The organism is Flavobacterium sp. H4147 (assembly GCF_029360735.1).
GTDB classification, from domain to species: domain Bacteria; phylum Bacteroidota; class Bacteroidia; order Flavobacteriales; family Flavobacteriaceae; genus Flavobacterium; species Flavobacterium endoglycinae.
Genome location: NZ_JARKNB010000002.1, coordinates 429,791 through 442,519 on the forward strand (window position 1 = coordinate 429,791; position 12,729 = coordinate 442,519).

The 12,729-nt window shown below is 34.8% G+C and carries 16 protein-coding genes; 5 read left to right on the forward strand and 11 right to left on the reverse strand.

Annotated elements, in window-relative coordinates; genetic code table 11:
- From zwf to P2W75_RS09645, 3 genes are all read left to right on the forward strand, one after another.
- Window positions 1-1,530, forward strand: coding sequence for a glucose-6-phosphate dehydrogenase (zwf, locus tag P2W75_RS09635; protein WP_207296469.1), 1,530 nt, complete (start codon window positions 1-3; stop codon window positions 1,528-1,530).
- Window positions 1,514-2,230: a 6-phosphogluconolactonase gene (gene pgl / locus P2W75_RS09640; RefSeq protein WP_276380220.1), complete on the forward strand. Its 717-nt coding sequence runs from the start codon at window positions 1,514-1,516 to the stop codon at window positions 2,228-2,230. Before zwf ends, pgl begins: the two co-directional genes overlap by 17 nt.
- A gap of 90 nt (window positions 2,231-2,320) precedes the next feature.
- Window positions 2,321-2,869, forward strand: coding sequence for a GNAT family N-acetyltransferase (locus tag P2W75_RS09645; protein WP_276380221.1), 549 nt, complete (start codon window positions 2,321-2,323; stop codon window positions 2,867-2,869).
- Between the two features lie 4 nt (window positions 2,870-2,873).
- On the opposite strand, the gene arr is transcribed toward P2W75_RS09645, so the two are convergent.
- From arr to P2W75_RS09685, 8 genes are all read right to left on the reverse strand, one after another.
- Entirely contained in the window at window positions 2,874-3,293 is a 420-nt protein-coding gene (gene arr / locus P2W75_RS09650) for an NAD(+)--rifampin ADP-ribosyltransferase (protein ID WP_276380222.1), read from the reverse strand.
- A gap of 86 nt (window positions 3,294-3,379) precedes the next feature.
- A complete protein-coding gene (locus P2W75_RS09655; protein ID WP_207296473.1) occupies window positions 3,380-3,835 on the reverse strand; it encodes a hypothetical protein in 456 nt (151 codons plus the stop codon).
- A gap of 168 nt (window positions 3,836-4,003) precedes the next feature.
- On the reverse strand, window positions 4,004-4,639 hold the full coding sequence (locus tag P2W75_RS09660; RefSeq protein ID WP_207296474.1) for a hypothetical protein: 636 nt from the start codon (window positions 4,637-4,639) through the stop codon (window positions 4,004-4,006).
- Between the two features lie 169 nt (window positions 4,640-4,808).
- Window positions 4,809-6,029 (reverse strand): DUF763 domain-containing protein, encoded by a 1,221-nt coding sequence (locus P2W75_RS09665; RefSeq protein ID WP_276380223.1) that lies wholly within the window; start codon window positions 6,027-6,029, stop codon window positions 4,809-4,811.
- Between the two features lie 96 nt (window positions 6,030-6,125).
- Entirely contained in the window at window positions 6,126-6,320 is a 195-nt protein-coding gene (locus P2W75_RS09670; protein WP_207296476.1) for a hypothetical protein, read from the reverse strand.
- Window positions 6,321-6,413: 93 nt separating this feature from the next.
- Window positions 6,414-6,752 carry a nuclear transport factor 2 family protein gene (locus P2W75_RS09675; RefSeq protein WP_276380224.1) on the reverse strand — a complete coding sequence of 113 codons (339 nt, stop codon included), beginning with the start codon at window positions 6,750-6,752 and terminating at the stop codon, window positions 6,414-6,416.
- Between the two features lie 29 nt (window positions 6,753-6,781).
- On the reverse strand, window positions 6,782-7,696 hold the full coding sequence (locus tag P2W75_RS09680; protein ID WP_276380225.1) for an AraC family transcriptional regulator: 915 nt from the start codon (window positions 7,694-7,696) through the stop codon (window positions 6,782-6,784).
- Window positions 7,697-7,733: 37 nt separating this feature from the next.
- Window positions 7,734-8,546, reverse strand: a complete 813-nt coding sequence (locus P2W75_RS09685; RefSeq protein WP_276380226.1) for an SDR family oxidoreductase — start codon at window positions 8,544-8,546, stop codon at window positions 7,734-7,736.
- A gap of 183 nt (window positions 8,547-8,729) precedes the next feature.
- On the opposite strand from P2W75_RS09685, the gene P2W75_RS09690 reads away from it, so the two are divergent.
- The gene (locus P2W75_RS09690) at window positions 8,730-10,157 is read left to right on the forward strand and encodes an NAD(P)/FAD-dependent oxidoreductase (RefSeq protein ID WP_276380227.1); all 1,428 of its coding nucleotides are present in this window, start codon (window positions 8,730-8,732) and stop codon (window positions 10,155-10,157) included.
- 81 nt (window positions 10,158-10,238) lie between these two features.
- Here the strand turns inward: P2W75_RS09690 and P2W75_RS09695 are convergent, their stop codons facing one another.
- Entirely contained in the window at window positions 10,239-10,841 is a 603-nt protein-coding gene (locus P2W75_RS09695) for a murein L,D-transpeptidase catalytic domain-containing protein (RefSeq protein WP_276380228.1), read from the reverse strand.
- 299 nt (window positions 10,842-11,140) lie between these two features.
- Here P2W75_RS09695 and P2W75_RS09700 point away from each other — a divergent pair, with 299 nt between their 5' ends.
- Window positions 11,141-11,491, forward strand: coding sequence for a hypothetical protein (locus P2W75_RS09700; protein ID WP_276380230.1), 351 nt, complete (start codon window positions 11,141-11,143; stop codon window positions 11,489-11,491).
- A 46-nt stretch (window positions 11,492-11,537) separates the two neighbouring features.
- On the opposite strand, the gene P2W75_RS09705 is transcribed toward P2W75_RS09700, so the two are convergent.
- Both P2W75_RS09705 and P2W75_RS09710 read right to left on the reverse strand, forming a co-directional pair.
- Entirely contained in the window at window positions 11,538-12,053 is a 516-nt protein-coding gene (locus P2W75_RS09705; RefSeq protein ID WP_276380231.1) for a PPC domain-containing DNA-binding protein, read from the reverse strand.
- A 41-nt stretch (window positions 12,054-12,094) separates the two neighbouring features.
- Window positions 12,095-12,715, reverse strand: a complete 621-nt coding sequence (locus P2W75_RS09710) for an alpha/beta hydrolase (RefSeq protein ID WP_276380232.1) — start codon at window positions 12,713-12,715, stop codon at window positions 12,095-12,097.
- Window positions 12,716-12,729 lie beyond the last annotated feature (14 nt).

The following is a 12,729-nucleotide window of genomic DNA, read 5'->3' on the forward strand; positions in this document are numbered from 1 at the left end:
ATGACTAAAAATAAACTAAAGAATCCAACGATTATAGTAATTTTTGGAGGAACTGGGGATTTAGCAAAAAGAAAGCTCTTCCCCGCTTTTCAAAATCTGTATCTTGACGGACGTATGTCTGAAAAGTTCCAGATTATTGCTCTTGGTAGAGCAGAAAAAACCAATGAAGATTTTCGCGCATATGTTTTAGAAAACCTTAATCTTTTCTCAAGAAAAAAAGGACTTTCTGATTCAGAAACTGAAAAATTTCTTTCACACATTACTTACCACAGTCTCGATATTGACAAAGAAGAATCGTATATCGGATTAAATGAGAAAATCAACAATTTTGATCTGGCTTTTGGCGAACGCGCTAATCGCCTTTTCTATCTTTCGATTACACCTTCTTTCATTTCGACTATTTCTAGCAATATCAAAAAAATTGGTCTTGCTGCCAATCCAAAGCAGGATCGTATTATTATTGAAAAACCTTTTGGATACGATAAAGCTTCTGCAATTGAGCTGAATGAAATGCTTTCGCAGACTTTTAAAGAAGAGCAGATTTATAGAATCGATCACTATTTAGGAAAAGAAACGGTTCAGAATATTTTAGCTTTCCGTTTCGGAAATTCGATGTTTGAACCTTTATGGAGCCGTAATTTTATCGATTTTGTTCAGATTACTGTAGCAGAAGAAGTTGGCGTTGAGGAACGCGGCGGATTCTACGAAGGTGTTGGCGCCTTAAAAGATATGATTCAGAACCATTTGCTTCAAATTTTATGTATGACAGCAATGGAAGCACCAGCATCATTAAGTGCAGATGATATTCGTAACCGTAAAGCTGATGTATTAAAATCGATTCGCCGTATTAAACCAGAAGAAGTAGACCATTATATTGTAAGAGGCCAATACGATGCTGGAGAAATCAAAGGCGTTCCAGTTCCCGGTTACCGCCAAGATAAGGGCATTGCACCAGATTCTAATACAGAAACTTATGTGGCAATGAAAATCTATTTGGACAACTGGAGATGGCAGGGAATTCCGTTCTATTTGCGTTCAGGAAAAAGAATGGAAGAAAAACAATCTTCAATCATTATTCAGTTTAAACCTGTTCCGCATTCTTCATTTTCATATGGAAAAGAAGGAATGACACCAAACAGATTGATTATTAATATTCAACCTTCGATGGATATTAAACTGCAATTTATGACCAAAAAACCTGGTTTATCAATGTCTCTAAGACCAGCCGAAATGGTTTTTGATTATTTTGCATGTTCTACAATGTCGCCGGAAGCCTACGAAACCTTAATCGCAGATGCATTATTAGGAGATCCTACTCTATTTATGCGCTGGGATCAGGTGGAAGAAGCTTGGGACGCAATTGATACCATTCAGCAAGTTTGGAAAACAACTGCTCCAAAGAATTTTCCAAATTACAAAGCAGGAAGCTGGGGACCTGAAGAAGCAGATGAATTATTAGCGCGTCAAGGGCACAAATGGATTCCGAACACACAAACAAAAGAAGAACTTATAGATGATACAGATATATAATACTACAGACGAAATCAATACAACGGCAGCAGACCTTTTTGTGTCATCTGCTCAAAAGGCAATTGCCGAAAAAGGCAAATTTACCGCTGTACTAACAGGTGGTTCATCTCCTGCCGGTATTTACAAATTATTGGCGTCTGACGACTATAAAAACAAAATTGACTGGAATAAGGTATTTATTTTCTGGGGAGATGAACGCTGGGTTCCGCTTAACGACGATTTGAGCAATGCTAAAATGTCTTACAGCACTTTGCTAAATCATGTTTCTATTCCGAAAGAAAATATCTTCGAGATGTACAAAGATGGCGTTACACCAGAAGAGTATGCCGTAACGTACGAACAGTCAATTAGAAAAGTTTTAGGTGAAGAAGGAAAATTCGACCTGATTTTATTAGGAATGGGAGATGACGGACATACAGCTTCTCTTTTTCCAGGTGAAGAAGTTTTAAAAGAAGAAACCAAATGGGTAGACGCTTATTTCCTTGCACCGCAAAACATGCACCGTATTACACTTACGGCTCCTTTAATTAATAAAGCAGAAAAAATTGTTGTCGTGGCTTTTGGAGAGAAAAAAGCACCTGCCTTGAAAGAAGTAACAACAGGAGAATACAATCCAACTACATATCCGATGCAACTCATCAAACCAGTTTCTGGTGAGTTATTGTTTTTAGTAGACAAAGCTGCTGCTGGAAATAACTAAGAATTTTTTCAGTTAATCAAATAAAAAAAGTTTATGCTCAAAGTATAAACTTTTTTTATTTTCATAATTTAACTCATTCAAATAATTAAAATGAAAGAACTCAAAATAAAAACCTTAAGATTACAAATAAGACATCTCCGTATTTCTGATTTAGAAGATTTTCATATTTATCGTTCTAATCCTGAAGTCACTAAATATCAAGGTTTTGATGTTATGACTTTAAAAGAGGCTGAAGCTTTTATACAAGAAAATGCCGTACACTATTTTGGAGAACCGGGACAATGGGTTCAATACGCTATTGAAAACAATGAAACCAAAAAAATTATTGGCGATTGTGCTATAAAACTAGATTCTTACGATCCTCGAATTGCAGAAATTGGCATAACCATTTCGCATCTTGAACAACAGAAAGGATATGCAAAAGAAACTTTACTGGGAATTATGAAGTTCTTATTTGAAGAAAAAGATATTCATAGAATCGTTGAAATCGTTGATGCAGAAAACGAAGCTTCTATAAAATTACTCGAAAGTACCGGATTTAGACGCGAAGGTCATTTTATTGAGAATATCTTCTTTAAAGGAAAATGGGGAAGTGAATTTCAATATGCTATGCTGCAGAAAGAATGGAAAAAACTATAATTATTTAATTTATAATTTCTGCATCAGGATTTGCTTTGAGATTTGCCAGTCTTTCCTGCCACATTTTATATTCTTCAGGAGTTAATCGTTTCCAGTCTGTTATTTCACCAATTATTTTTAAAGGCTCTTTACTTCGATACGATTTTGTGGGATTACCTGAAAATTTTTTATCAGTCACATTCGGATCATCTTCAAAACTTCCTGTGGGTTCTACAATATAAACACGCGGCGAACCTTTTCCTGATATAATTTCTGCCGCTAAACCTGCTCCATTCACCAGTGAAGTAAAATAGACATGATTCATAATAACATCACTATGATAATTCGATCTAAAGCCTGCTGTTAGAAAATCACCAATTTTTAAATCAGCCTTAGTGCCATGATAAAACGGTCCATTGTCTAAAATCTTTATGCTCTTTTCCATAGATTATATTTCCTTGACTTGTATTAAAATAAAAAATCTCCAAAATCAATGACTTTGGAGATTTAAATTTATATTTCAAAATGCTATTACATTTCGTTCAATTCGTTGAACTCGTGTAACGATTTCAATGTATTTTCGTAGAATAAGATAGCAGCGATAAGGTTACCTTTATCTGAATATGGCATCATTTTTCTTTGGAATTCTACTGTAGTATCTAAGAAAGTTGATGTACCTACTGCCTGAGCATCTAACACTTTTTTGTGTTCGTTATCGTCTGGAATACCTAAGTCTGCCATCGTAACACCCGGTTTTGTAACCAAAGCAATATAAGGAAGAGTCTTCACTAAAACTTTAATACGTTCAATGTATAATTCCAGAAGTTCTCCTTTTTGCATACCGCTTAATTCTTTTTGATCGTGGTATTTACGGATTAGAGCTGTTGTACTGATTATACTTCTTGGGGCATTTTTTGCCTGAGCTGATGCAGCTGCAGATATGATCAAGAAGAAAAGGACACTTAGTAAAGTAATTTTACTCTTCATTTTTTCTATTTGTAATTGGTTGTTAATGAAAACAAAAATATATAATTTATGTTAAATACCAACTTTATTATTTTCTTTTTTTCAAAAATATAATTTAACGGGTCTAATCTGCTAAAATCGATGTAATAAGAGGTATTTTTAAAAGATTTATTAAATAATTACTGCTTTTTAGGATTTAATAATTCTAAAACGTCCTGGATATTTAATCCAAATACTCTTTTTATTTCCGTAATAGTCCATAAATTCTTCACAGATAAATACTGCATGTGCTGTTGACCACGCCACGACACCGCAGAATTCGCTTCCAGTTTCTCTTTTTAATTTCTGAATCTGCTTTCCTATTCTAAATCCTAGATATTTATATATTGTAGGTGTATAAACTGTGCCATCTTCTAAATCTTCTAAAGCTTTATCAAAAGTAGATTCCTTATCAATAATTTGTTTGTATTTAGCCATTACAGCATACGTTAAAACGGCATATTCTAATATTTTTTCGCTTTCGCAATTGTCTTTTATAAATACAAAACCTGCAGATACTCTGGCTTTTTCTAATTCCTCTTCTTTTAGATTAAAGGAAGCATTATTTTTAAGGGTGATTTTATAGAGACTATCATTTACCTTCTCGTTTACGAAAAGATTATCCAATCCGTAAACATTTAAAGCGGCTTTGATAAAAGCAATTGACGAACAATTGGTGCGTTCTCCTTGTTTAAAGCTTTCGAATATTTTATCTGCGCTTAGTTGTGAATAAGAATTGGTACAGGTAAAGAGTAAGAATAAAAAAAACGAAGTAACAGATTTCATTGTAATTGCATTTTATATTTGTTCTCGGAAATTTTGAGAATGTAATAGATTATACAAATCTATAAAAATCAAATCATATTTTTTTTCTGCTTTTTAACTTTTCTAAAAATTTTATAATCGATACAAAAGGTGATTTCGATCTTTTTGCATTTGAAAATACATTTATGCTTTAAAATAACTCAAGCTGGTTATTGGGTGGTTTAGGCCTATCCTTAGGAGGTTTTGCATCTCCAAATATCGTTCGACCGCCGTATAAGTGAGATTCTCTGCGTTCTTTCTCAATTAAAGCGTCAAAATTGGAATTGGGTGTAAAGCTTTCTTCTGCCCTTCTTGAGATTTCAGATAATTTTTGAATAGCGCTTATTTTATCACTATTTCCAATTTTAGCACGGTTAATGGCTTTTTGCAAAGTAGAAATCGTTTCGTCATAAATCTTTAAGGGAACGGGAAACGGGTGACCATCTTTTCCTCCGTGGGCAAATGAAAAACGGGCAGGATCTTCAAATCGGGTTGGAGTTCCGTAAATTATTTCACTTACCAAGGCCAGCGATTGTAAAGCTCTTGGTCCCATACCTTTTAAAAGCAGAAGCTCTTCAAAATCTTCTGGTTTATTTTCATGAGTTGTCCAAAGCATCGCTCCCAGCCTTTTCATATTCACATCTTCCATCCTTACATCATGATGCGCAGGCATAGACAGATACTGCATTTCTTTTATGATTTTTACTGGAGATTCTTTTACCAATTCCAAAATACCTTCTCTCGATTTGGAAGCAGCCTGAGCGGTAAGATTCAAAATAGAACCTTGATTTTCACCATAAATAAAAGTATGTGGCTCGTTTATAAATGATTGTAAATCTGGAGAATGCCAGTGATATCTTCTCGCTGTTTTAGAATTAGGATTCATTCCCTGCTGAATAACAGCCCATTGTCCTTTATTATCGACAATAAAATTATGCTGATACAGTTGAAATCCATCTTGAATGGCCGTGTTGTCTACTTTAGCCGTTAACCTGCTGCAGTTTGCCAGATTAATTCCGTCAAGTCCTGTTTTTTCACCTACAAATAAAAGCTCTTGAGGCGTTGCAGTTGAATGTTTTCCTTTGCCTCCGCAGATGTAAATACCCAGTTCTTTAGAATGCGGATTTACTGATTTTTTTAAAGCTCCAAGTACCGAAGTTGTAATTCCTGAAGAATGCCAATCCATTCCCATTACTGCACCAAAACTTTGAAACCAAAACGGATTGCTTAATTTACTGATTACTTCAGACGTGGAGAATTCCATAGCAATCGTTTCTACTATGGCCAAACCCAATTTTGACATTCGTTCAGAAAGCCACAACGGAACTTGTCCGTAATGAAGAGGAAGATCTGCTGTACCTGAACGTTTCATGTATTAGATTTTTTTTGTTATGCAAAAATACGCAAATACCATCGAAAAACGGTTTACTAAAAAACGTCTTAAATAGAAATCTAAGACGTTTTTTATTTACTTTTTTTCTTCGTTATTCATTTTATCATCGAAATCTGGGTCTTCACCTTTAAACTTCTTCGTATCGGCATCATAATTTTCATCATTTGTTAAGACTTCATCATGATCTCTATATTGGTGTTTTCTGGTATCACTTCGATGATCTGCACCATTCTTATTGGTGTTTTTCGGGATTTGATTATTTGATTCCATAATTTCTATTTTTTAAATGTTTAGTAAAATTAGCTGAAACCCAATTTTTTTTACTTACATAATCCTTTATAAAAATTATAAAATAATGATTGATTAATGAATTAAATCAGCTTTGGCGAAACTGATTTTCTCATCTTTAAATCTTAAATCGAAAGTTCCTCCCAGTTTTCCTTCAGAGAAATCTCCTGTAAATTCGACTTCTATATGAAGGTTTTCTTGATCTGTCTTGTGGAAATGAACTAATTTGGTATGCGTGTTATAACCTATAAAGTAACTCTCGAAATAATCTTTTATCTCTTTGTGTCCTGCAAATTTTCTGCCTACTGAAGGATCATCCAAAACAGCATCTTCATGATAAAATTGGAGGTACTTTTCGGTCTCAAATGCATTTCCTGCTTCAATCCAATCCTTAATAAAAATATCTATGTTCATTGTAATTTTTGTTTGTTTTAATTGAAAGTCTAATTCAGAAGACTTTTTTTATAATCTGAAGGCGATAAGGCGGTTTTACTTTTAAAAAGTTTAGTAAACGACTGCGGATGTTCAAAACCTAATTGATAGGCTATTTCTGCAATTGTCATTTCGTCTTTAGCTAGATATTCCCTCGCCTTTTCTATTACTTTTTCATGTATAAACTGCTGTGTATTTAACCCTATCAGGTTTCGCAGCATATCGCTTAAATAACGTGGCGTGACATTCAAAGTTTCGGCAAGCGAATTAACGGTTGGTAATCCTTTCAGCACTGTTTTTTCTTCCTTAAAATAATCTTCAAGCTGTTTTTCCAATTTGGTCAGCATATCATGGTTTACCACTTTTCTGGTTATAAACTGTCGGTCGTAAAAGCGGTTGGCATAATTAAGCAATACTTCAATCTGAGAAATAATAACATCCTGACTAAATTTATCGATCCGCTCATTTAACTCATCCTGAATAAATTGGTAAATACTCAAAATAGTTGTTTTTTCTTTTTCAGAAAGATAAAGTCCTTCCGAAGCCGAATAGTTAAAGAAACCGTATTGTTTAATCTGGAAATTCAACGGATAGGATCGCAATAAATCAGGATGAATATGCAATGACATGCCGCTGTAGTCAGCTTCTTCATCCTGCATGCGCAGCAGCTGGCCGGGAGACACAAAAGACATTCCTCCTTCCTCAAAATCATAAAATCCCTGTCCGTATTTTAATTTTCCTGAGAATTTTGTTTTAAAGGAAATTTTATAAAAGTTAAGAATAATTCCGTTTTCAAAGTCTTTAGGTTCAAACTTCGCTTCACCATAATTTATAATGCTGATAAGCGGATGCAGAGGCGCTCCTATTCCCATTGCTTTATGCAATTGAGATAATGAATTGAATATAACGGGCTGCTTTTTTTTCATGGTGCCAATTTAATTATTTCAAATAATAAAAATCATCCTAAAGTTGCATTAAAAACTGAGAACGGATTTTTTGAAACTGCTGCTCTGGAGTCAGCGATAAACGTTCATTATACAATTCGTTGGCGTCATTTCCAGCAATATAACGAAGCTGGCTTTTTTCGTCTGAAGCGGCATTATAAATAATTTCTGCAACGGTTTCGGCTTTGGTATAATTAGCAATTTGTTCTTCGCTGTACCCTTCACTCACTTTAGCTGTTAAATCCTGATACGCTTCATGCAAACCTCCTTGAAGTGATCTTCCGGCAAAATCAGTTTGCATTCCGCCTGGAGCAACTATTTTTACCTTAATTCCAAACGGAGCCAGTTCATAAGCAAGTCCTTCCGAAAAACCGTCCACACCAAACTTTGAAGCGTTGTAAATCGAACAAGTCGGATATCCTAATAACCCAAAAGTCGAAGTGATATTAATAAAAGTGCCTTGTTTTCTTTCTCTAAAATTCGGCAAAAAAGCTCTAGTTACATTGATAACTCCAAAAAGATTAGTTTGAAATTGATTCAGAATTTGTTCTTCATTAAACGATTCCAAAGGTCCAATAAGTCCATAGCCCGCATTATTAAGAACCACATCTACAGGTTGTTTGGATAAAACATTATGTATTGTCTGTATAATGTCAGCAGAATTAGTAACATCTAATTTTAATACGGTAACATTTTCTAGTTGTGTTAATTCCGCTTCATTTTCAGGTTTACGCATGGTTGCAATAACATGCCAGTCATTTTGTTGAAATACTTTTGCTGCTGCTTTTCCCAATCCTGATGATGCTCCTGTAATAAAAATTGTTTTTTTCATATGCATTGTGTTTAATTGTACACTGCAAAATTGTTTTAAATACAACTTTTAGAGGTAGCCAAAAAGGTGAAAAAGTAAGCCGAAATAACGTCTCCAAATTCTCATGGAGACATACTAATTATAGATGTAAACCTAGGAAATAAAATATATTGCCTAATTTTGCGCTGTATTTAGCATCTATTTATGTGGATTATATGCCATGAATGTCAGGGACGCGGAAAGAAAAACCGGGGACTAACTAAAAAAGCAAAAGAGAGTTATCAATCAGCCGTTGCCGAATTTGAAAAATCAGGACATACGGGAATTGCTCCTGTACGTCCCAAAGCACATCTGCATACTTGCACAACATGCTCTGGAACCGGATTATTACCTTCTGACTATTATCTTCCTGCCGATTATAAAAATCTTCCGAATGTTGCTATTATTGGAGGCGGTATTGGCGGAACTGCTTTGGCTGTCGCTTGCCTGCATCGTGGTATTCCTTTTACGATTTACGAACGCGATGCTAGTTTTGATGCCCGTTCTCAAGGGTATGGACTTACTCTACAGCAAGCCAGTAAAGCAATTGAAGGTTTAGGTATTTTTTCGCTGAAAGACAAAGTTATTTCAACACGACATGTAGTACATACGGTTGAAGGAAAAGTAATTGGCGAATGGGGAATCAGGAAATGGCTTCAATCAGATGGAGAAAATTCTCCTAAGCGCACCAATATGCATATTGCCCGTCAATCACTTCGTTTAGCACTTTTAGAAGAACTTGGCGGCCATAATGCCGTACAATGGGGACATCAGCTTTTGGATTTTAAAGAAGATGAAGAACAAGGAGTCTTTTTAACTTTCGATGTAAATGGAGTTCTAAAAACGGCCAAAGCGGATCTTGTTGTGGGAGCAGATGGTATTCGAAGTTCAGTCAGAAAATTGTTAATTGGAGATGATGTTGCGCCTCTTCGCTATCTGGGCTGTATTGTTATCTTAGGTATTTGTCCTTTAAGTACGATTGAAGGCAATGATAATCCTTTGTTAGATAAAGCAACGGTATTTCAAACCGCCAATGGAAATGAAAGAATCTACGTAATGCCTTATAAAGCTGACTCTGTAATGTGGCAGCTCAGTTTTCCAATGGACGAAGATGAAGCCAAAGCATTAAGCGCAAAAGGAACTCAGGCATTAAAAGAAGAAGCTATTCGCAGAACAAAATGGCATGCGCCAATTCCGCAGCTTTTAGAAGCCACACAGGAAGCACAGATTTCAGGTTATCCAGTTTACGATCGCGAACTGCTTACGCCAGCAATTCTAAAAAAGGGAGAAAAAGCAACTTTAATAGGCGATGCAGCTCACCCAATGAGTCCGTTTAAAGGACAAGGAGCCAATCAGGCTTTATTAGATGCACTTTCTCTTGCCCGTTCTATCACTAAAGGATGCAAACCTTCATCAGAATGGAGAAAACATGGCATACGAGAAAGGGTTTTAAATGAATTTGAAGCTGAGATGCTGGAACGAAGCGCCGTAAAAGTGAAAGATTCAGCAGAAGCAGCAAAGTTTCTTCATTCTGAAATTGTACTTCTCGAAAGTGACGAACCAAGAGGAAGATGTCTTAAAAGAAATAACTAACTTTTAGCAGCTATAACTTATATAAAACAAAAAAAGAGCTTTTCAGCTCTTTTCTTGTTGTTATAACTCAATTAACCTTATTTAATAATATACATAAAGCATAATTTTTGAATTTGAACTGTCGATAATTTTCTCAAGTCTTTTGAAAAATATCTCGTTCAGCATTGGACAGCCATGGCTGTTTGTAATGTAATAATCCTGCTCGCCATAAGGAACTGCCGAATATTGGTGTAATACGATAGCTCTTTTTAAAGCATTATTGTTTGATTCATCAAGACCGTTAAGTCTGAAAGCTTTTCCGAAAATGCCTTTATAGGATTTCTCAACAGAATATCTTCCTAATGAAGTACAGTTTGAATTAGGCATATTGCTGAATTTTAATTCATCACCTCTTATTCCTGTTTCGGAACCGCTTCCGTGCGCTACCAATCCTTGATCAAGGATTTTATTATTCTGAAGGTCGTATACAAAAAAACGATTCTTTCCTGATTTGATTTTCATATCTACAAGAAACGCAATCTTGCTGTTGTATTTGTGGTCTGAAGCAGTAAGTGCTTTAATTTCATTTACGTGGTCAGTAAGCCTTACCAGTTCAAGTTCAGATAATATTTCTTCATTTTCCATTACATTGTAGGTGGTAAAAGAGGTTAAAGAAACAAACAATACCAAAAAAAACATTTTCATTCTCATTCGCAAATCAATATAAAAGTTAGTAGTAGATTGGGGGGATTATCAGTTTCAAGTTTCCATCACTTGATTTTTGATGTTGCAAAATTATGTAGAAATTTTATACAATTCCCATGTAGGCTGTGTTAAACTTTTCATAAATATCTAAAAATGTGATACTTACCAAAAATATAATTTTATAAAAACAGCATGAAAATTTAGCAGCTATCTTCAAAAATGGTATAAAATAAAGGGCTTTAAAAACTTTAATTTTAATAAACATTAAAAGATATATCTACTAATTAAAATCAACTATTATGATTACAGATACACATATACCGCATTACGATTATGATGATCGTAACGACACAGCAGATCAGCAAAATTATTCAAATCAATATCAAGAACCTTCAGATGATAATACGTTTGAAGAGATTCAATTGAGTGAGAACAATTATTTGGATAATGAATTTTCGAATGCATTAGACCGAGATGACAGCGATCCAGAACTTGATTATCAGCCAGATGAATCAGAAGATGATGATCTTTATGAAGATGAAGATGAAGATCTTGACGAAGATGATCTTGATGATGATTTAGTTGAAGATTATGATGAAAACGACCGTGAGCCTGAAACTTTCTCAGACGATGGTTATAAAATTGATTAATTCAATTTATTCATAAAAAAAGTGCTGATTAAAATCAGCACTTTTTTTATTTATTTAAGCATGGAAGCTGTAACACATTGGCGTTTAGCGGTTGTTCTATTTTTCTTTCTAGTTTTTCATTATTAAGTGTAATGTAAATTTCCATAGAACCTGTTCCTACTTTCATTGCCAGAATATGTCCGCCATAAGCATCAAATTTATCATCTGTGGCTACTCCGTGAATGTGCAGAGAAGGTTTTCCATCACTCCATGCAATTGATCCAGTAAGACTTCCCATTTCAACTTTATTGAAGGTTTTGGGATGGAATTTCTTTTGACTGAAATCATAAAACCCGAAAGTAACTTCTTGTGCAAAACCAATTCCGGTAAAGTTTGCTGAAAGAATCTGCTGTTCTTTTACTAAGTTTTCTATCGAAGCCAAAACATTATCGCCTTCCCGTAAAACCATTAAATATCCTTGCGATGTCTTGGTATAGCGGCATTTTTGAGTATCATTTTGTGCGTGCATAAAATGTGTTGTAAAGAAAAACAACAACATTACTATCTTCATAGCAGACTTCATATTCTATATTTTTAAAGTTATTACCTTAAAGATAGGAAATCTTACTCTTTCCCGAAAATTAGAGCATTCACAATATCTATTTCATCCTGGCTTATCGTATGTCCCATATCTGGATATATTTTTTTAGTAACCGCAGCACCCATTCTTTTTAAAAGTTCTTCAGAATCATTAACTCTTTCAACGGGAACATGAAAATCGGGATCGCTAGTGCCTACAAAAATGGGTGTGTTTTTGAAATCGCCTGTGTAATGGTTTTCGTAAACTTGATCGCCAATTAAACCACCTGTAAAAGCAATAATTCCTCCGTATTTATCGGCATTTCTGCTGGTATATTCTAAAGTAAGGCAAGCTCCCTGCGAAAATCCTAAGAAATAAATATTTTCTCTTTTGATGCCGTTTTCTTCAACCGAAGCTACAACCTGTGAAACCGTTTTAAGGGAATTCGATAAAAAAGGTTCATTCTCATTAATTGGTGCCAAGAAAGAATACGGATACCAAGTTCCGCTTTCTGCCTGTGGCGCAATAAAAGCAAAATCTGAAACATTTAAATATCGGGCAATTGAAAGAATGTCGTTTGCTCCAGCACCTCTTCCGTGAAGCATGATTAAGGCTTTTTGGGCTTCTTGCAAAGGAACTCCAGCTGTTATATATGATGGATTCATAAGTACGATTTAAA